The organism is Pseudarthrobacter sulfonivorans, assembly GCF_001484605.1.
Taxonomy (GTDB): domain Bacteria; phylum Actinomycetota; class Actinomycetes; order Actinomycetales; family Micrococcaceae; genus Arthrobacter; species Arthrobacter sulfonivorans_A.
The window spans coordinates 1,141,129-1,161,146 of sequence record NZ_CP013747.1 but is presented as its reverse complement, the minus strand read 5'-3'; the positions used below and the strand labels follow the sequence as shown (position 1 = coordinate 1,161,146).

Annotated in this window: 17 protein-coding genes; 8 read left to right on the top strand and 9 right to left on the bottom strand. The window is 65.0% G+C overall.

The window, feature by feature from the left end; genetic code table 11:
• Nucleotides 1-515: 515 nt before the first annotated feature.
• Complete coding sequence (locus tag AU252_RS05120; protein ID WP_058929796.1) at nt 516-1,649, top strand: TerB family tellurite resistance protein; 1,134 nt, start codon at nt 516-518, stop codon at nt 1,647-1,649.
• A 272-nt stretch (nt 1,650-1,921) separates the two neighbouring features.
• A complete protein-coding gene (locus AU252_RS05115; RefSeq protein ID WP_058929795.1) occupies nt 1,922-2,548 on the top strand; it encodes a DUF4230 domain-containing protein in 627 nt (208 codons plus the stop codon).
• A gap of 71 nt (nt 2,549-2,619) precedes the next feature.
• On the opposite strand, the gene AU252_RS05110 is transcribed toward AU252_RS05115, so the two are convergent.
• Nucleotides 2,620-4,011: a GAF domain-containing protein gene (locus tag AU252_RS05110; protein WP_346425616.1), complete on the bottom strand. Its 1,392-nt coding sequence runs from the start codon at nt 4,009-4,011 to the stop codon at nt 2,620-2,622.
• Between the two features lie 89 nt (nt 4,012-4,100).
• Here AU252_RS05110 and AU252_RS05105 point away from each other — a divergent pair, with 89 nt between their 5' ends.
• Nucleotides 4,101-5,891, top strand: a complete 1,791-nt coding sequence (locus AU252_RS05105; protein ID WP_058929794.1) for an NAD(P)/FAD-dependent oxidoreductase — start codon at nt 4,101-4,103, stop codon at nt 5,889-5,891.
• 673 nt (nt 5,892-6,564) lie between these two features.
• The gene (locus AU252_RS05100; RefSeq protein WP_058929793.1) at nt 6,565-7,344 is read left to right on the top strand and encodes a hypothetical protein; all 780 of its coding nucleotides are present in this window, start codon (nt 6,565-6,567) and stop codon (nt 7,342-7,344) included.
• Between the two features lie 336 nt (nt 7,345-7,680).
• On the opposite strand, the gene AU252_RS05095 is transcribed toward AU252_RS05100, so the two are convergent.
• A complete protein-coding gene (locus AU252_RS05095) occupies nt 7,681-11,076 on the bottom strand; it encodes a BTAD domain-containing putative transcriptional regulator (RefSeq protein WP_058929792.1) in 3,396 nt (1,131 codons plus the stop codon).
• 152 nt (nt 11,077-11,228) lie between these two features.
• On the opposite strand from AU252_RS05095, the gene AU252_RS05090 reads away from it, so the two are divergent.
• Both AU252_RS05090 and AU252_RS05085 read left to right on the top strand, forming a co-directional pair.
• A complete protein-coding gene (locus AU252_RS05090; RefSeq protein WP_083510548.1) occupies nt 11,229-11,972 on the top strand; it encodes a hypothetical protein in 744 nt (247 codons plus the stop codon).
• A 138-nt stretch (nt 11,973-12,110) separates the two neighbouring features.
• A complete protein-coding gene (locus AU252_RS05085) occupies nt 12,111-13,115 on the top strand; it encodes an HNH endonuclease (RefSeq protein ID WP_058929791.1) in 1,005 nt (334 codons plus the stop codon).
• 64 nt (nt 13,116-13,179) lie between these two features.
• Here AU252_RS05085 and AU252_RS23765 read toward each other — a convergent pair whose 3' ends face one another.
• Nucleotides 13,180-13,395 (bottom strand): hypothetical protein, encoded by a 216-nt coding sequence (locus AU252_RS23765; protein ID WP_083510269.1) that lies wholly within the window; start codon nt 13,393-13,395, stop codon nt 13,180-13,182.
• 274 nt (nt 13,396-13,669) lie between these two features.
• On the opposite strand from AU252_RS23765, the gene AU252_RS05080 reads away from it, so the two are divergent.
• The gene (locus AU252_RS05080) at nt 13,670-13,882 is read left to right on the top strand and encodes a hypothetical protein (protein WP_058929790.1); all 213 of its coding nucleotides are present in this window, start codon (nt 13,670-13,672) and stop codon (nt 13,880-13,882) included.
• Nucleotides 13,883-13,983: 101 nt separating this feature from the next.
• Here AU252_RS05080 and AU252_RS05075 read toward each other — a convergent pair whose 3' ends face one another.
• The 5 genes from AU252_RS05075 to AU252_RS05055 are packed head-to-tail and all read right to left on the bottom strand — an operon-like array spanning nt 13,984 to nt 17,834.
• Nucleotides 13,984-14,688: a hypothetical protein gene (locus tag AU252_RS05075; protein ID WP_058929789.1), complete on the bottom strand. Its 705-nt coding sequence runs from the start codon at nt 14,686-14,688 to the stop codon at nt 13,984-13,986.
• A gap of 57 nt (nt 14,689-14,745) precedes the next feature.
• Complete coding sequence (locus AU252_RS05070) at nt 14,746-15,120, bottom strand: hypothetical protein (protein ID WP_099093370.1); 375 nt, start codon at nt 15,118-15,120, stop codon at nt 14,746-14,748.
• Nucleotides 15,121-15,140: 20 nt separating this feature from the next.
• A complete protein-coding gene (locus AU252_RS05065) occupies nt 15,141-16,745 on the bottom strand; it encodes a radical SAM protein (protein ID WP_058929788.1) in 1,605 nt (534 codons plus the stop codon).
• Between the two features lies 1 nt (nt 16,746).
• A complete protein-coding gene (locus AU252_RS05060; protein ID WP_058929787.1) occupies nt 16,747-17,079 on the bottom strand; it encodes a hypothetical protein in 333 nt (110 codons plus the stop codon).
• Nucleotides 17,076-17,834 (bottom strand): prolipoprotein diacylglyceryl transferase, encoded by a 759-nt coding sequence (locus tag AU252_RS05055; protein ID WP_058932755.1) that lies wholly within the window; start codon nt 17,832-17,834, stop codon nt 17,076-17,078. The genes AU252_RS05060 and AU252_RS05055 overlap by 4 nt, the downstream gene beginning before the upstream one ends.
• Nucleotides 17,835-18,026: 192 nt before the next feature.
• Here AU252_RS05055 and AU252_RS23045 point away from each other — a divergent pair, with 192 nt between their 5' ends.
• Nucleotides 18,027-18,914 carry an AraC family transcriptional regulator gene (locus tag AU252_RS23045; protein ID WP_083510268.1) on the top strand — a complete coding sequence of 296 codons (888 nt, stop codon included), beginning with the start codon at nt 18,027-18,029 and terminating at the stop codon, nt 18,912-18,914.
• Between the two features lie 307 nt (nt 18,915-19,221).
• Here the strand turns inward: AU252_RS23045 and AU252_RS05040 are convergent, their stop codons facing one another.
• On the bottom strand, nt 19,222-19,947 hold the full coding sequence (locus tag AU252_RS05040) for a hemerythrin domain-containing protein (protein WP_058929784.1): 726 nt from the start codon (nt 19,945-19,947) through the stop codon (nt 19,222-19,224).
• Nucleotides 19,948-20,018: the final 71 nt, after the last annotated feature.

Here is a 20,018-nt window from a genome sequence, read left to right as displayed (position 1 = left end):
TATAGATCAGCGAGAAGTAGCCATACGCCTCATACGCTTGTTGCTTTTTCCCTCGGGGAATATTGACGACGAAAGTGGCTGTCCTCGGCACGGCAAAAAATACACCACTGACGAAGTTCGCAAGATCGAAGATCTTTACACCGGTGGCCTCAGGCTCCGCTCCATTGCAAATGAGGTTGAGCGAACGCAGCTAGGAGTTGGGTGGAAACTATTGAACCTCCATGTGCCGAGCGTTCCAGCGAACCTGCGCGGGAACGTCCGCTCTGACCTTTCTAGCTAATTTTGTGCAGGCGTGGCCGGTGCTGGGAGGATCCGACACGCCTACACGCTGCCATGTGAGCGCAACGGTTCAATTCAGGGGCCAGAATTGCGTGACGCACTCACGCGCGGCCGTTACGGCTCAACGAGGCATCCGTCAAATGTGCTGGTCGCTGGGATACCCTGTTGAGACGTCAGCCGGTTGTCTAAAATCTGGCAACCTAGCTAGACACTGAACCCACTTGGGAGGACTTGCCATGCCCGAAGCTCCGATTGACGCTGTCCACGTCGATGCCGCCGTCGACGACGCCAATGATACCGACCGGGAGGTTGTCGAGGATGAGCGAGCCGAGCTGCGGGAGTTCGTTACGGGGCTGAGCCCGGACGACATCAAGTCGGGCGGATGGTTCACCAAGCTCATCGCTCAGGCCTTGAGCTCCTACACCGACAAGGTCACATGGCAGTACTTCCAGGAGCGGTATGTGGGTGTACCCGCGGACGCCATCGTCGATCAGCGGATCAAGATGGCGGCCCGGTACGCCGCGCTCGAAGGTGGGCTTTCCGCTGGCGCCTACTCGGCGGCCATCTTCGCCACCATTGGGAGCCTTGGCGGCGCCAGCCCCCTTACTGTCCCGGCCGCAGTCGTGACCGTCATGGTGGATGTCGCGTTTATCACCCAGCTCCAGATCCGCCTAGCCTACGACGTCGCTGTCCTCTATCGGGTCCCGCTTGACCTGTCCGATCCCGAAGACATGTGGAAGCTCATCCGGGTGGCCTTCACGATCAAGAGCGGGGAAGTCGTGAGTGGGGGCGTAGTCAAGATGGTCCCGGCCATCATGCGGCCCCTGATCAAGCGCTTCTATTCGAAAGGCGTCCTGGCCGCCGCGAAGGGGCTTCCCTTCGTCGGAAAATTCCTCTTGCAACGAAACGTCATCAAGATCGGCATCCCATTCGTCGGGATTCCGCTCGCGGTGTTGGTGAACCGCTACACCACGCTGCTCGCGGGACGGCACGCGCAGGACGTCTTCCGGAACGAGGCGCGGGTGATCGAACTCGCCCAAAATCTGAGCAAGGAGAGTCAGCACCCGGAGTTGATGCTTTGGGTCGCGTGGCTCGTCATTATGGCGGACGGCAAGATCGCCGACGAAGAGGCTCTGTTGATCCGTCACCTAGTGAGGCTGGTCCGGGATCAGCATCAGGTGGTCGATGAGCAGCTCGCCCACCTCGTCGATATCGACCCCGCCGAGGTATGGCGGCGGATGGACGCCGAGTCAGGTGACTTGAGCGATATCCTCGGCGTGGCCAAGCGCGTGGCCGCTGTGGATGGCACCGTCAACTCGCTCGAGAAAGCAGTCATCTCCGAGGTTCGAGATCGGGTCACGCGAGTCTGACACTGTCTTGCGGGCGCGGGAGGTTCGGGATTGAACGTTAGGGCTCAAGCCGCCATGCCTGCTGTGCCGAACGACGAGTAGCTCGTCACTGCTCGTCGTGTCGTTCGATGTCCACCCGAAGCTCGAGAAAAGGGCCGCGGACTTGGTACACGGATGCGCCAGCCCAGTCGAGCGCTCCCGCTACACTAAAGCTGAATTAGCGCACCTGGCACCCGCCGGACACGCAAACCAACTGGAACGGAACCCAAACCGTTTCAAGGCAAAGGGGTCCGATGTCCGAACCTAAATCACTCAAGTCCGTCGCGCTCATTGCGTCCTTGGTGGCGGTGGTACTGACCGCTTTCCTAGTAGCCACCATGCTCGGATACGGCCCACTTTCGAACAAAAGCGAGCGGAGCCAGACCGTGCTTCTGAAGTCGGTCAAGGAGGTGAGCCAGCTCCACAGTGCGATCGGTACCTTTGAGCTGGTTGTCGACACCGGAGACGACGATGCGGGTATGCCCGACTTTATTTCCGGGCGCCGGGCTCTGTTCGTCGCTGCCGGTACGGTCAATGCTCATGTCGATCTCGCAGGTTTGGCTGAGGAGGATCTGAAGTTGTCTGCGGACGGCAAATCGGTGAAGGTGCGGCTCCCCGAGGTGCAGCTCGACAAGCCCAACATCGATCTCGACAAGTTTCGTGTGTACAGCCAGGATCGTGGCTTGGTTGACCGGATTGTAGATGTGTTCGAGGCACCGCAGCAGGTGGAACTCTTAAGGCTGAGCGAAACCAAAATGGCTGCCGCTGCGGAGGAGTCCGAGTTACGTGAGCGAGCTGCGGAGAATGCCAAGGCCACCCTCACCGGCTTGTTCGGTTCGCTCGGATACGGGGTCACCTTTGAGGACGAGACATCTGGCTAAGTTGTGCCGTTGGGTCGTTTGAGATCCAAACCTCGCAGGGCGTAACTAATCGCCACCGGGGGCAGGCTCGATTATGGCTGACTCAACCACCGACTCCGGCGGGACGCCCGGAACGACAGATAGCGCGGATCCCCACGACCCACGAGCCGTCCAAGCGCATCGGCTGCCTCAATATCCGCGGCACCCATATCCGTGGTCAGCCACCGGATGAGGAGCCTGGCGTCGCCACTGGACCGCACGGCCGATCCGAGGGCCAGGTCCAATTGGTCCCGGAGCAGCTGAACGGCCAGAGCGCCCGAACGGCTGAGCAGGGGAGCCCGGTAGGCCTCCAGAGCGTCAGCCACTCGCCCCTCGCGCAGCAGCCCCAGCACTCTCCCCGAATCCGAACGTCCAGTCAGGCCGGCGACGAACCGGTAGGGGTTCGACTCCACGGTGTCGCCCAGCATCGACCGGACCCGGAACATCTCGGTGCGGATGGCCGCCGTGGTACCCGCATCACCGTACAGTTCGTAGGCGAGCTCGTCGGCGGTCCAGCCCTGCGCACGTGAATCCAGCAGCGCCAGGATTTCCGCCCGGCGCAGCGTCAGCGGCACCCGGCTGCCGTCCCGGAACACCGCGGCAGGTTTGTCCCCGAGCAGCTCCAGCGACTCAACCGCCGCAACCGGCTGGCGGTCGGCCTGCCGGGACGCGCGAACGGGAGACAAGGCACCTAAGGGCGTCCCGCCGTCGGGCGTTCCCAACAGCGCCTCGGCGACCCTCACCGCGCACCGCACCATCCGCAGGGTGTCCGCGCTGAGGGTGTCGAGCGGTCCGGAGACGTCGAGCACGCCCAGCAGCCGGCCCGTGGCCGGGTCGGTGATGGGCGCCGCCGTGCAGGCCCAGTCATGGTGGGTGCGGACCAGGTGCTCGGCGGAAAACAGCTGCACCGGCCGGTCGGTGACCAGCGCCTCGCTGATGGCGTTCGTTCCGATCCCGGCCTCGGACCAGTCGGCCCCTTCGGAGAACTCCAGCCGATCCGCCCGCCTCAGGACCTCCGGGCTGCCCACCCGCCACAGGATCTCGCCACGGGCGTCGGTCAGCACCAGCAGGTGCCGGCCGGAAGTGGAATCGTCGGCCAGCAGGTCGTTCAGCGCGGGCATGACCTGCTGCAGCCGGTGCTCCTGCCGCAACTCCAGGACGTCGGCGGCGTCGTGCAGGTGCCGGGGGCTGTGCTGGTCCGGACTGATGCCCAGGGCCATGGAGCGGCGCCATGAATCCGCCAGGTCGTTGGGGATCTCCGGGCGCGGGACGCCGGAGATGACCAGTTCGTGGGCGCGACGCAGGGCGCGCGAGTACTTCACCGGGTCCGAAAACCGCAGGCCGTAGTCCAAAATAGTGTCCTCCTCACCGGCGGCGTCCTTGCCGGCAGTGCCCGTGTAACGCGGTTGAAACCCCCACTGCGTTCCAATAGTGATGCAGCTCACGCCCGTCCCAGCCTATCGCAGGGGATTCCGGCGGGACGGGGCCGCCGGGACCACCAGAGACACGGACCATACGACACAAGGGAGTGGACATGACCGAAACACCCACCGCAGCCGCGCAGGCCTGGCTGACGGAGCTGGATACCGCCCTGCAGCGGCGCGACGTGGACGCCGCACTGGAGCTTTTCGAGGACGAGAGCTACTGGCGCGACTTCGTGGCGTTCACCTGGAACCTGAAAACGCTGGAAGGCAAGGCGGACATCCGGCAGATGCTCGAGGCCACGCTGGACCACGTGCAGCCCGCCAACTGGACCCTGGCCGAGGACGCCACCGGCGACGCTGGCACCACGGAAGCCTGGATCACGTTCGAAACCGCCGCCGCCCGCGGCTACGGCCACCTCCGGCTCCGGAACGGCAAATGCTGGACACTGCTCACCACCATGCAGGAGCTGAAGGGCTTCGAGGAGAAGAAGGGGACCCGCCGCGAGAAGAGCGTGGCGCACGAGATCATCAAGGGCCGGCGCTCCTGGCTGGAACAGAAGGAGGAGCGCGAGGCGCGGCTCGGCTACGAGGAGCAGCCCTACACGGTGATCATTGGCGGCGGGCAGGGCGGCATCGGCCTCGCGGCCCGGCTGCGGCGCCTGGGCGTCCCCACCCTCGTCATTGAAAAGAACGAGAAGCCGGGCGACTCCTGGCGGAACCGCTACAAGTCCCTGCACCTGCACGACCCCGTCTGGTACGACCACATGCCCTACCTCAAGTTCCCCGACGACTGGCCGGTCTTCGCCGCCAAGGACAAGATCGGCGACTGGCTGGAGCACTACACCCGGATCATGGAGCTGAACTACTGGGGCGGCACCGAGTGCCTCGGCGCCGAGTACGACGACGGCACCCAGGAATGGGTGGTCAACGTCGTTCGTGATGGGTCGCCTGTGACCCTGCGCCCCAAGCAGCTGGTGTTCGCCCTGGGCGTCTCGGGCTACCCGAACATTGCCGCGTTCGACGGCGCCGGGTCCTTCCTGGGGGAGCAGCGGCATTCCTCGCAGCACCCGGGCGGCGGGGACTGGACCGGGAAGAAGGCCGTGGTGATCGGCTCCAACAACTCCGCGCACGATATCTGCGCGGACCTGTGGGAGCACGGCGCCGACGTCACTATGGTGCAGCGGTCCTCCACCCACATCGCCCGGAGCGAGTCGCTGATGGACCTGGCGCTGGGTGACCTGTACTCGGAGAAGGCTTTGGTGGCCGGGGTGACCACGGAGAAGGCCGACCTGCTGTTCGCATCGCTGCCGCTGCGGATCCTGCCCGGGGCGCAGGTGCCGGTGTACCAGGAGATGGCTGCCCGGGATGCCGAGTTCTACTCCCAGCTGGAGGCCGCCGGGTTCGACCTGGACTTCGGCGTGGACGGGTCCGGATTGTTCGTGAAGTACCTGCGGCGCGGCTCCGGCTACTACATCGACGTCGGCGCATCCCAGTTGATCATCGACGGCCGGGTGCAGCTTCGCTCGGGGGAGGTTTCCAAGATCACCGGCAACGCCGTGGTCCTGAACGACGGCAGCGAGCTGGAGGCGGACCTGATTGTGTACGCCACCGGCTACGGCTCCATGAACGGCTGGCTGGCGGACCTGGTCTCGCCCGAGGTGGCCGACCGCGTGGGGAAGTGCTGGGGCTACGGCTCCGACACCCCGAAGGACCCGGGCCCCTGGGAAGGGGAGCTGCGCAACATGTGGAAGCCCACCAACGTGCCCAACCTCTGGATCCACGGCGGCAACCTGCACCAGAGCCGGCACTACTCCTCGTACCTGGCCCTGCAGCTCAAGGCCCGGATGGAAGGGCTGGACACGCCGGTGTACGAACTGCAGCCGACGCACCACACCCGCTGACGCCCGGTGGTTGAGCCTGTCGAAACCCGACGGGCCCAACCACGGCAGGCCGCCGTCGACCCCTCCAACGCTCTATCTATTAATGTGGGTTTTCCCTCGGACGCTCTCGCACTTCCCGCACCTTTCCCGAAATGCTCTATCACTCTTGGGGCGGCAAGATGGCTAGCCCGTTTGCTCGGCTGGACCATTGCCCCTGGAGACGCTTGCCAATCGAAACAGTTTTCGTCATGGATGCTCCGAGGTGTGTCTCGTAACTAGCGGTGGATGCAGCGATTTAGCCAGAGGGTTGTGAGGCATAGTTACGAGAATCTCTGGCCGTGCACGAACGCGTTCCATCCATGAAAAAAGAAAGCGAGGGCCGTCACGGTTGTTCAATCAGTGAGACGTCTCAAATCACAAGGGTTACGAGACGTAGGCTACCGCCAGATCTCTCGGGCTAGTTAGACCCGGGCGGTGAAAAGCTGCCTCAAATCTGGCGTTTCCTCAACACTGCTTCAGGGCGCTCCTGTCATTTCGGGGGATTGCATGAGTCGAAACTGATCTCCATACAACTCTTCATTGTCACGGGTTCTGTGCCGGAGGAGACTTGAGGCGACGGCATCCCGTCTCGGGCCGCCCGCGGGGCCACCCGGCTGCGGGGCCTCACAGTACCCTGTAGCGGCTTGGTGGTTCGATGAGCTCCATGACACCCCTCGAAAAGGCCGCTCAGCGGTCGCGCCATCTCCTGCCCTTGGTGGCTATCGCACTGATTGGATGTCTCGGCGGGTGCGAGTATGAGCCCGACGACGTCTCCTTCCCGTCCGCCTCCTTCCCGTCCGCCCGCTTTCCGACTACGGAGGCTGACACGATCGCACCGTTCCCGGAGCGCGGCGTCCTCGACGCCGGCACCTACCTCGTGACCCGCTACCCGGGGCCGTTTGAGATCACCGTCCCAGACGGCTGGGTGACGTACGACGGTTCGGGCCTGGGCAAGGACGACCCGGATCTCCCGGATGAATGGGATATCGCCGTGACTTTTTGGCCCGCCACCCATGTCCCGACGGACGCCTGCGCCTGGAGGGGCGCGCTCGTCCAGGTCGATCCGACGGCTGAGGCGTTCGTCGATGCGATGACGGCGCAGGCGTCAACGGTAAGCACCCCTCCCGTCAAGGTCGTGGTGGGCGACTACTCCGGCTTCGAGTTCGACCACGCCGTCGAGAGCGACGTCGACATCACCGACTGCGACGGCGGCAAGTTATGCATCAACTCGGATTTGGCGCAGGGCTGCGACGGACGCGAGTACCGAAATGTGGGCTGGCGCGAAACCTACCGAGCGGTCGACCTGAACGGCGAGCGCGCCGTGATCGTGCTGGGCCAACCCCACGAATCGATCAATCCGGAGCTGACGAGAGAGGCACGCGCCATCTTCGACTCGATCGTGTTCAGGTCCCACAAGGACCAGCTGATGCGATAAGCGATCCCGCCCGCGGGCGCCGACTCCTTCTCTGAACCCACCTGGGTGTCTCATAGCCTCAGTGTCTCGAAACGCTACGGTTTCGAGGCACCTAGGGTGTCGCAGATAAGGCGCCGACGCGGGCAGGTTCACCGGGCGGGTCATCCGGACGCCAGGACGATGAAGACAGCGCGGCGCACCGATCAGGAGACCCGCAGACCGATAGCCGACCCCCTCACGGGCGGCAGCGAGCCTAAGAGCCCGACACCCAGTGATCAGGATCCAACCACCGCAACGCGGCACTGTCACCCTGACACTGATTCGAGCCTATGGGGCGTCTCGAAGGCACAGCCGCGGTCACTCGCGGCATGCCGGGGCGTAGGGCCGAGCCCCCAAGAGCTCACCCCACTCCTGTTCGGTCAGTATTCTTCCCGCGATCCGACACGCGCGTTCCTCCCACGCCGTCGGCTCGGCGACGACCACCTGCGTAGTTCCGTCGGACTGTTCGAGCGCGACGGTGCGCTCATCGAGCTCGGCGGGTGCATGGTCCCGTAGGTGCAGGTCGGTGCGAAAGGCCGCCGACCAGTCCCCGAAGTCCGACGTCATGATCGCGCCGTCTGCTCCGGCGGTCACCAGCTTGCCGGTCGGTCGAAACTCGACCGCGGTGACCGCTCCGTCATGATCCCGGAGCGTCTCCGCGATGTCGCCGGTCTCGGTGCTCGCCACTACGACGTCGTTGCCGGCGGCGATGGCAAGCTGAGGGCCGTCGGGGCTGAAGTCGGCCACCGTTGGAAAGGACGACAGCGGGACGGTGATGGGTGCTGCTTGCCCGGAGGAGTCGACGATACGCACCGCGCGCGAGCCATCTCGGACCGCGATCCGGCGGCCATCCGGACTGACGGCGAGAATCCCGTTGCCGGGGATCCGATGGAGCTCCTCGCCCGATGCCGTGTCAAGTACGACGGTCGGTCCGAAGCCACTGACGTACATCCGCAAGCCGTCCGGCGAGAACTTCACCGCACTGTACTGCCAGCCCGGCCCGGGCGGGGGGCCGGGATCGGAACTGATCACGCCCAGATCCAGGAGTATCGGGCCGGTCGGGTCCCCCGCGCCGCCTCGCCAGAGGGCGATGCTCACGGACGACTCAGACTGCTGTGTGACCGCGAGCGCTGCGAACAGGGATCCGTCGGCGGAGTATTCGACGTCTATCGCGGACCCGCCCATCCCCTCGTAGGTCGACAGGCCGGAGCGTCCCTGCTCTGCGAGATCGAGCGTTCCCGTCCGCCGGCCATAACATTGGGCGTCGGTACAGGGGTCGGATGTCTCGCTGAACGCTACGGCGCCGGAGACGGGGTCGACGGCCGATGTCACCACTTTCTTGAAGAACGGCGCGTACTCGCCGAGCTGCGATCGGTCGTCCAGATCGAACAGGCGCACGTCGTGGTCGCTGTCGATCACCGATGCCCGGGTCCCGTCCTCCGCAAGGGACATGCTCACCGCGGCGACTCCGTCTTCCGGGATCCGGATCACGCTCGTCAGACGGGGTGCGCGCGAGATGACGCGCACGAGGTTGACACGAGTGTCGGAATCGTCCCAGGTGTGGATGGCCTCCACAGCGAGTAGCAGCGCACGGTCGAAGTTCGGCTCCTCCAGCGCCAGCCCAGCGACCCGCCGGGCCTCTGCGACCGTCGCGCGCTCCCCGGCGAGGTTCGCCTGGAAACCGGCAACGAGGCTCGCCGTCACCGCAAAGATCGCGAGCGCGGCCGCGCCCACGGACACCCAGGAGAGTCGCCGCACCATGCGGCGCTCCTTGCGAAGCTGGTTCTGCGCGGCAGCGAGTCCTGCGGTCTCATTCGCCGCGGAGGCATCGAGGAAGTCTCGTTCGACCGCCGTGAGTGCGGGAACGACCGCATCCCGCCAGTGCTGGGCCGCCGTCAGTCGGCCCCCGCGATAGAGCTCGCTCTCGGGTCGTCCCATCGCATCCCAGGCGGCCGCCGCGGAACCAAGGTGTCGCATGATCCGCTGACCCTCGACATCATCGGCGAGCCATTCCTTCAAGCGTGGCCACTCCCGTGCGAGCGCTTCGTGCGAGAGCTGCACCGACGCCTCATCGGTCGTGAGCAGTCGTGCGTCTACCAGCCGATCAACGATTTTGGCATGGGCGGCGTCGATGGCGATCCGAGTGCGCTCGACCCGACGAGATATAACCGCACCGTCCGCGGATGCTTCGACGAGGCGGAGAAGGATGTCGCGCAGCATCCGCGCGCCCTCCGCCGTGAGCGTCGCGAAGACCTCTTCCGCGGTCTTCGCGACAGCACCGTCGATCTCACCGGACGCCCGATACCCGTCGACCGTCATGACGCGACCCTCACGGCGTGACCACACCTGACGCAGGGCGTGCGACAGCAGCGGAAGGGTTCTTCCATCAGCGTCGCGGAGGAGTATCTCGACGAGGCCCGGCTCGAGGATGAGCCCGGACTGCTCGGCGGGCTTCTCGATCATCGCTCGGAGTCCGTCAGGGCCGAGAGCGGTGAGCATGAGCATGTGCGACTGGATGATTTCGGCGAACCCTGGGTGATCCGCCAGGTCTCCGAGGCGGTCGGCGCGGATCGCGACGACGAGCATGCCGCGGAAGACCATTCGCGACAGAGCGTCGAAGAACTCCCGGATCTCGGCGGGGTCGTCCGCCGCGAACGCCTGCTCGCATTGATCGACGATGAGCAGCGACTCTCCCGCCGGAAGATCGACATCACGAAGGGAATCGATCGGATGCTCGCCGGGCGTCACGATGGCGACCTCGATGCCGCGCGCGAGGAACCGGGCACCGATTCCCGCCCGAACGAAGGAGGACTTGCCGACACCCGATGAGCCCGCGACGAGCAGCACGCCGTGCGCCTCGAGCGCCTGGACCGCCCCGGACAGCTCATGCTCGCGACCGAAGTACCGCTCGGCGTCCGCCACACCCGCGGGGGGCAGGCCGAAGTACGGACACTCCGGGCTCGCGGCTCGGAACACCTGGTCGGACAGGAGCGATGGATCCTGCCTGAGGATTGCCTGCTCCAGCTCGGCGAGCTCCGTGCACGGATCCAGTCCGAGCTCCGCGGCGAGCAGCCCCCGCGCCCTGCGCACTGTGGCGAGCGCGTCCGCTTGCCGGCCCTGGCGGTACTGCGCCACGCTCAGCACGACCCAGCGCCGCTCGCGCAGTGGCGCCTCGGCGACGCGGGCGCGCGCCGATGCGGCGACCTCCTGAACCTCACCTGCGTGGAGCCGTGCGTCAAGAAGCAGCTCCTCGGCCCCGAGACGCATCTCCTCGAGGCGACCGGACGCGATCTGAGCCGGCTCCCAGTCGGGGAGGTCAACGTAGGGTTCGCCCCGCCAGAGCGCGAGCGCCTCCGAGAACGTGTGCGCGGCACGGTCGGGCTCACCCAACTCCAGCTGCTGCGTACCCCGCTCAACGAGTCTTTCGAACCGTTCCGCGTCGACCTCGACGTGCTCCGAGACCAGTCGGTACCCGTGCGGGGTGGTCTCGATTCGGGCCGGCGCGATGAGCCGGCGCAACCGCATGACGCACCCTTGGATGACCTTCGACCACGACGCCGGAAGGTCCTCCCCCCAGAGCGCGGCGGCGAGAGATTCCCCCGAGAGGGGTGCACCCAGGCGGACCGTAAGCGCACTCATCACCGCACGATCGCGCGGCGCCAGCGGAATCCTACCGTCGTCGAGTGTCAGCGCTCCCAGAACGCGAACATCCATAGGGCCACTGTGCGCCCGGCTCCCGCATCCGTCAAGACGGCTGGTACCGGGCCGATACCGGGCCGACGGGAGCCGGTACCGTGCTGATACCGGCGCGTACTTGACTGATAGAGCAGCCACCGTGCTGCAGGGATCGAAGGAAAGGACGTGACATGTGGAATTCAATCCGGCGCTCCCGCGCCGCTCAGACGACACGCTCGCGGCGGGTGGGTGTTGTCGTCGCTTTACTGGCGTGCTTCGGTCTCGCCGCGTGCACCGCGACCGAACCGCCGTCCCCCGCATCGACCGCGGAGGCTAACACGATCGCACCGTTCCCGGAGAGCGGCGTCATCGACGCCGGCACCTACCTCGTGACCGGCTACCCGGTGCCGTTCGAGATCACCGTCCCAGAGGGCTGGGAGACCTTCGACGGCGCGGGCCTGGGCAAGGACGACCCGGATCTGCCGGATTCATGGAATGTCACCGTGCTTTTTTGGCCCGCCACCCATGTCCCGACAGACGCATGCGCCTGGAGCGGCGCGCTCGTCCAGGTCGATCCGACGGCTGAGGCGTTCGTCGATGCCATGACGGCGCAGGCGTCAACGGTAAGCACCACTCCCGTCAAGGTCGTGGCGGGCGACTACTCCGGCTTCGAGTTCGACCACGCCGTCGCGAGCGACGTCGACATCACCGACTGCGACGGCGGCAAGTTCTGCGTCTACTCGGATTCGGCGCAGGACTGCAATAGCGCACGCGTGTACGCAAGGGAAGGCGAGCGCGAAACCTACCGAGTGGTCGACCTGAACGGCGAGCGCGCCGTGATCGCGGTGGGCCAATCCGACGAATCGATCAATCCGGAGCTGACGAGAGAGGCACGCGCCATCTTCGACTCAATCGTGTTCAGGTCCGACAAGTGACCAGCTGATGCGATAGGCGATCCCGCCCGCGGGCGCCGACTCCTGCTCTGAACCCACCTGGGTGTCTCATAGCCTCGGTGTCTCGAAACGCTAGGGATATGAGACGTCTCAACGACTGAAGGACGGCAACTATGCAGTATGAATGAGGACATGACCAGCAGCTCTCAAGAGACACCAATGAAGGTATCCGTCTTTCCTGGGATGAATTTCTGGTGGGCTATCCAGTCGGACAACTTCCCGGATGTCTTTCCCGACGGGACGCTGTGGGCACCGCTGCGAGGCAGTTCCGGACAACGGGTTGCCTCCTGGGACGCGTTGCACAACGTCCGACCAGGGGACCTTGTCCTGCATTATTCCCGTCCCGCGATCCGCGGCATCAGCCGGGTGGCCACGCTGCCGGCGCCAGGATTTCCACCGCCCCGCGGATACAAAGAGCCTGCGGACACGGAGGGGACACTGGTCCTCACGGACCCTCTATATGAAGTCCATATCCCTTGGAAAGATGTCCTCGACATTTTGCCCGCGGGACAAGGCCCTCTGACCGCATTAGGCACGTTGAACAGGGGCTACTTCTATAACTTGGACAGCGAAGGTGCTCTGAAGTTGCTGCAGCAGGCAGGGCAGGAGATCACCGATGACCCTGGTGAGGGTCGGCACGAGGCCGTGTATGGCGATCAATACTTTGGTGGTCCGAGCGACAGATGGGCATCAGGGGCAGTCCGGACAGAACAGCGTTTTCTGCGGAACCAGCAGCTGCAGCTTAGGGGCAGTTCCTGCTCGCTTTGCGGACATTCCTTCCCGGAAGAGCTCCTGGTCGCCGCCCACATCAAGCCCCGCTCGGCCTGCTCTGAGAAGGAGCGCATGGACACCCGCAACGTCTCTATGCTCGCGTGCCTCTTCGGCTGTGATGCGCTGTTTGAGCTTGGCTACGTCGTCGTCGCTGAGTCTGGCGTCATCGAAGCAGGCAAACCCGGGCCCGGGCAGGTTGGAGACCGGATCGAGGGCTTCGTGGGCCGCAAATGCCGGGCTCATGACGAGCGATCGCGCGGCTATTTCGCATGGCACCGGCAGGCCCATTCCGGCAAGCTGATCAAGCAGTCGCAAAGGACTCCCGACCTGCCGCAGCATCCATCACCGTCGTAGGGAGTTCCGCACAGAACGTCCCGTGCCACGTCCCAGCTCTCTCTGGCGTCGCAAACGTTCCTCCTCAGACCAGTTCGTCCCTTGCCAGGCCGAGGTAGCGGTAAAGGGTGGTACGGCTGGCCCCGACGATCTTCCCAATATCGGCCGGCGTGAGTCCCCGAGCCTTCAGGTCTCGGGGCGCGCTTGACCCTCGCGTGGGCGGCTGTGACTTCCCTGCCCCGTCCTTCCGCCGGTGTTCGGCGGCCGCGGAATCCGCCTCAATGCATGGGAGTGCTTGCACCTCGGTGAGTGTCGGCTCGCATCCCTACGGACGGGTGACCGGAGCCGGCCACGTCGCCCCGCTTCTTGTGGCCCCCGGTGAGGTCACCGAGCGCGTCCTGGCGTTCTGGGCGGAACAGCACAGATGAGAGCGGCGTTGGGTTCTTAACTCGGAAGGGCGACGGCGGCGGCAGGCACCTGGGGGCGTGTCGCCGTCGTCAGCTGGAAAGCGTTGCCCCGTTCCTGCCGGCGGCGGTACGCTCTTCGTCCCGGCCGTGCCCCTGGAAGGATCAATCATGAAAGTCCTGGCTGCAGTCTCGCTGATAGAGATGATCCTCCAGCTCATCGGAGCGCGGAAAGCCATCCGGGACGGGATCCCTTACGACGCGCCCATTGGCCGGGGCAAGCCCGAAGACGTGGCGCGCGACATGTGGGGCATGGGCAGCGGGCTGTCAGCGCCGTGGCACACGCTAGCCGCCCACGCGGCAGGGACCGCTTTACTGATATAGCTTCAGGGCTTGCGCTGTCCGTTGCCATGGCACTGCTGGGGCTCGGACGGAAGCGGCGGTAGCCGGTCGCACCCTTCGGCCTTCGCGCCACCCCGGAGTTTTCACAGGTCATGTGGACAAATTTCGGTGCCCGCCAGCCCAGGAATTCCTTGTCCGTATGCGGGGTCGTCCTCGCTTCCGGCCCAGACGATACCGCCTCCAGGGCAGGGCATCACCTCGAACGCAAGGCCCTCATGGTGGGCCCGCAGGTGGCGCCCGTCATCCTCAACCACTTCCCAGCCCGCCTCCGGCAGCGCTGAACGATAGTGCTGCAACACATCGACGTCTTCTGAGATCGCAAACCCGCGGCTACAGCCGCCCACACCACTCATGCCGCCACCGCTGTAAAGGCCAATGTGTTCGATGGAATCGAACGCCCGCTGGGACTCGCGGTCTGCACTGGCCATGGGCTCATCCATACCCTCGATCACGCACTGGGGAGAGGAGTCGTACTTGCCGATCTTCTGCCCCAGGGCCAAGGGGGTGACGGCGAGCATCACGAGCAGCATGAGGACCGGGATGGCCACGGCCGTCAGTCGCATCCACAGTCGTGGCGAGAGGACCAAACCGACCACGGCAACCACCGCGACCGGACCGAGCGCCATTCCGGAAGGACCTGCCGTCAACCCCCAGGCGAGTCCTTCGAACGCGGTATCGGCAACACGGCCGTACACCGCCATGAAACCGCTGTGGACCAGCACAGCCAGCAGTGCCAGTACTGCCTCGACGGCGAGCAGTACCACAACAGAGACAGCTCGGCCGGTCATGGGCATGGCTCATTGTAGGTTCCGCCTGACGAGGTGTCCACGGGAGCCGATCGTGGCTTAGAAGCCGAACAGTTGGGCTGCCAGCGAGTATATTCCCCACAACCCAGCCGCTAACAGGATGCCCAGGTAGGCCAAGACCAGCCTCGTATCGCGGAGGTAGCACTTCGACTTCGTCAGGCCCCTCCGCCGTGCTTTCCAATAGCCTGCGAATCCGACTGCGGCGAACACGGCCAGTGCCACCGGACCGGCTGCCCAGCCGAGCAGGGCAACGGTCGCGAAGATGCAGAGCCGCAGCGGATCGAAGGCCGGAGGGGACTGCGGATCCGTTTCAGGGTCAGGACTGTGTCCGTGCCGGCCTGCGTGCTTGGAGCGCACCAGCTGCGAGGGCAACGGCCCGGCTGCGATGCGACGTGCGTCAGAAGCGGAACTCATGATTCCTCCCTATCGCTGACTCAGACCTGGCGGACTGGGAGAAGCTCCCGGCCTGTTGCTGTGCTCATTCGTTGCCTGGCCAGGGCCGGCCACGCCTGCACGGCACAGAACGGAGCACACTGGTGATCGCCGGCGTCGCTCTTTGTGCCCACGTGGACGCAGCATTGTGTGAGCCGTTCCTCGATCATGGTGGAGATGTCCATGAAGGGTTTGACCATGATGCGGGTGATCCGTTCGGCGAGCAGTCGACGCAGCCGCTGTTGCTGCCCTGGAAGCTTGCCGGCAGCCAGTGTGGTGAGTGTGCCGATGCCGAGGTCGCACTGGGTGCAGATGTTCTTCCAAAGATCCATGGTCCGCGGGTGGGACAGCGATGACTGCTCGCTTAGCAGGTCCAGCAGGGATGACTTCATGAGGCTTCGCAGCTCAAGCGGGATCGCGCTGTCGGCGATGCGGTTGGCGATGCTGTCAGGATTGAGTTCCAGCCAGGCGAGCAGCTGGTCGTGCCCGATGAGGGCTGTCAGCGAACGCCAGACCCCTGAGTCGTCCTTCAGCATGTAGCCCACGGACGCGCAGTGCGGATGTGAGCACGGGAGTGCTGTCAGGTCGTGCCATGAGACCACCCCTCCGGTTTGCTCGGCGAGCCGTTCCAGCACGCCTGTGTGGGTGAGCCTGTCCGTGGGGTCGATGCCGTGGCCGCGTCCGGAACCGAACACCGGCTGAAGCGCAACCCCACCCACGAACGGGGTTTCCAAAGCCCTCATGACGACGGCGCCTACCTCACCGTCGTTGACGCCGAGTGTCGCTGTCATCGTCAGGGTGGTGAAAACCCCTGCCTCGGACAGGCGCACGATGGCCATGTCCTTGAACCGGGTCAGGTCTCCGCCTCGGTGGTGGATGGATGCTTCTTTGGACGGGCCGTCGTATTGGAGGTAAACCTCCACGCGGTCCCGGTGCCTGGCCAGCAGTGCGAGCAGTTCGTCGTCGGTGGCCATGAGCATGCCGTTGCTGTTCACCATGATCCGGACGATCGGCCGAGCAACGAGCTCATCCAGGAGTTCGGCCAGCTGGGGATAAAGTGTCGGCTCGCCGCCGGAGAGCATCAGCACGTCCAGCCGCCCGTTTTCGCGGGCAAGCCGGGTGTCGATATTCTCAAGTACCTCGCTGAGCGGCGCCACTCCCTGCAGCTGGGGGCCGGAGGCGGTGAAGCAGGTGGGGCAGCGCAGGTTGCAGTGCTCGATGATGTCCTGCAGGAGGATGCACGTGTGCTGGGTCTGCATGGCGGGCAGCCCGTAGGCGTAGGCCTCCGGTATCTGGCGGTAATTGCCGGCCTGGTCCGGGATGTGTTGCTTGGTCGGCGCCTGCCACTTCTCCAGGTAGCGCAGGATTTCCGGTGACTCGTCGTACAAGGTGCTGACGAGGCCGTGGTCCGGGCAGCCGCGTTCAAGCCAGACCCGGTCATCGCGGACCAGCAGTACGCCGGAGAGGCGCCGCACCTGCGCGAGCGGGGGGTTTGTCTCGTGGCAGCGGGGACAGAAGGCTGTGACATACCGGTGGATGCGGTCACCACGGAGCGGCTGGCCGGGGCCGGGCAGCGCCTGCCGGGAAGAGTACGGTGACGGATTCATCTCAGGCTCCCATCTGCGCGAGGGCTCCGACGCAGACCCCACCGCCGAGCAGGGTGAAGATCCCCAGACCAATCAGCAGCCCCGCACCCCACCGGGATGTGGGCGGCCAGACCGCCAATATAATCGCTATCGCCAGATAGCCGGCGATGGGAACGAAGGCGGACGGCCCGGTCAGGAAACGCATGTTGTACGGTCCACCGAAAACTATCGGTACCCCGAGATAGAGGGCATAAAGGGCAGTAGTCCCCAACAGGATTCCGAACCCCATGGGGCCGAGCGCTGGTTCTGGGGGCTCCTCCTCTTCTTTTTGGGGCGGTGGGTTGTCCTTGCTCATGCCACTCTTCCTTCCAACTTCGGGCGGAGTGGTTTCCCGAAGACCGGCAGCATCCGCCAGGACAGCAGGGGGAGAATCATGAGGAGGAACCATTGGGGCCGGCTCATCCCCAGCCAGAGCACCTCGTTGCCGCGGACGAATTCGACTCCGAACCGGAACAAGGCGTAGGAAGTCACGTAGCAGATGAAGAGGTCGCCAGGACCAGGCAGGCGGTCCCGATAACGCCACATGAGCGCGAATGCTGCAACATGGAACACGATTTCATAGGCAAAGGACGGATGGAGCCCTACACCGGGAAGTCCGCCCAACATCGCAGCCTGCCCGTGCGTGAGCGATATCCCCCACGCACCGCCAGTCGGGGTGCCGGGCAGTTCCGTGAGAAGACAGCCCACCCGCCCGATGACCAGCGCCAAGGCGACCGCGGGCGCAAGCAAATCCCCGGTGGACTCGCGGTAACCTGTCAGCCGTTTACCCAAATGAACGCCGAACCACGCGCCCACAAGGCCCGCGAGGATGCTGCGGTCGCCGTTGCCCCACCAGTCCGCCAAGGAGACCTGCCGGGAAACATCCCACGTGAGGACCCTTGAACCGATCGCCCCGAAGGCGACAGCGAAACCGGCAATGGGCCACAACCGTGGGTCGGACAGGCCGCGCCGGCGCTTTTCATAGGCGTAGAACAGCAAGGCTGCGAGGATTCCCAGCCCTAACAGGCCGGCGTGCACCAGCCCGTCTCCCGCGAAGGGAAGCCCGATCATGAGCAGAGTGTAGCAGTGACAATTCCTGCCCCTCCGGTCCATGATCTGGACGTTCGCGGGAACTTGGGAGGCTACGTCGTGACGGTTGTCGTGGCTGTTCTCCGCGGCGAAGCGGAGGGCGATCGGATCGAACCGCAATAGTTGGGTGAGAGGTTGAGCCGAAGAGCGAGGCTTGATGCGGAAGGGGAAACCGTGATCGCAGTTCTGAACCAAGTCCTCGGTTACATCGAGGAGCACCTCACCGAGGAGATCGACGTCGCTGGCGTGACAAGCGGCCTCGGCACGACGGAGTATCACGTCCGCCGGATGTTCTCGTCACTGGCCGGCATGCCGTTGTCCGAGTACATCCGGCGGCGGCGCATGACCGTCGCCGCGGCCGAAGTCATTGGAGGCCGCGACCTGTTGGGGACTGCGGTGAGATTCGGTTATGGCTCCACCGAAGCATTCAACCGGGCCTTCCGGGCGGTGCATGGCGTCAGCCCCGCCGATGTGCGCCGGGACGGTGGCCCCCTTCGGACACAACCACAGCTCAGGTTCCGCCTGACGATCGAAGGAAACACCACCATGGATACCCGCATCGCCGATCGACCGGCCTTACGGCTCGTCGGCCACACGGCTCGCGTTCCGCTCATTCACCACGGCCCCAACCCGCACATCCAGGCGCATATCGCGTCGCTGCCCGAAACGGAGCACCTTCGCCTTAAAAAGCTGAGCAACACCGAACCGGCCGGACTGCTTCAGGTGAGCGCCGACGTCGACCCCGACTACACCGAGGGCAGCGAGCTGACCTACCTCCACGGCGTCGCCGTCAGCGAAGGAACGCCGGTGCCCGAGGACCTCGATGCAATCGAGGTCCCGGCCGGCACCTGGGCGGTGTTCCGCACCACCGGACCCTACGGCGAGCCTATCCCAGTCGCACCGGGCATTCCGCGGCAGATGTTTAACTGTCGTGCCGGCTGGAGTCCAGGGCGTCGAACTTCTCCTGCCATAGTGTTAGCTCGAGGTCCACAGACTGCCGATGGGACGCGGTCCATTTGGGCCAGATGTCGGCTGCGGCGTGGGCTGCGGATGCGGGCTTGATCTTGGCCGCGGGCCGGTTGGAGACCCGGGGAGCGTTTCTCTTGGGACCAGCAGCGGTTGTCGGCCGCGCGTTCGGCTGGCTTTTCGGCCCAGCGAGCCGGGGCTTCAGGTCCATCAACCACAGTATGAGGTTGGACAGCAACCAGAAGGTTCCTGCAAGGACCAGGGCGACGAGCAGGAAGGCAATCCAAAGCAGGAGCCCGAATGCGGAGATGACCACCACCATGGTCCATTTTACGGCTAAAGGGGAGCTGCGGCAGATAGCCGCTGCCCCCTATCCGGCCCGTGATCAGACCGCCCCCGTTGGCTACAGTGTCTCGGGAATCGGGCGTCCCGGAAAGAGCGTCGAGTACTGTTTCCGGTACATCCTGCGCCCGACAAGTCGGTAGGCAAGCCGGACCGGCGCCGGGATCTCCTTGAACAGTTCCTTCCGGTCTGCGGGCGGATTCGTGGCCAGGACCATCCCGAGGTAGCCCACCAGGAACTTGTTGCTGACCTGGCTGCTCCCGTGCTCCGCGGCTTCCTTCAGTTCCTTCTGGGTTATCACCCTGTCCACGGCGGGCATCACCTCGGTGACCTCCCGGCGCAGGTGCACGTTGAGGACAGACGACAGGTCTTCGTAGAGGCCGGCGAGTTCCTCGCCGGCCTCTACGTCTGCCGTTTCCATCCAGCGCAGACGGACCGGCTCGATGGCTTCGAGCCGTTGTGTTACCTGCCGGTGCTGCCCGAGCATCTGCTCAACGTGCAACGCGCATCCCGGGGCCCGTTCCGCCAGTTGCGGATACATGAGCTGGTCTTCACCCTCATGGTGGATGTGGAGCAACTTGTCGAAGTTCCCCAGCACTTCCCCAACGTAGGCGGCGCGGGCGGTGTCCCCGGCCCCGGCAGAACGCACGAGGCCGGGCGCCTCGCCGTATGCCCAGAGGAACACGCGGTGGATGCGCCGCATGGCCGCCGTCCCGGTGCACAGGACGGGCCCCGGTGGCACAGGGGCCGCGGTCTCGCCAGGATTCATGGTGAAGAAGTCGGTCATTGGATTGCCCCTAACGCTCGTTATCCGGCACCAAGACCTCTCCCCGGCAGCATCGTATCGTTTGCCCTTCA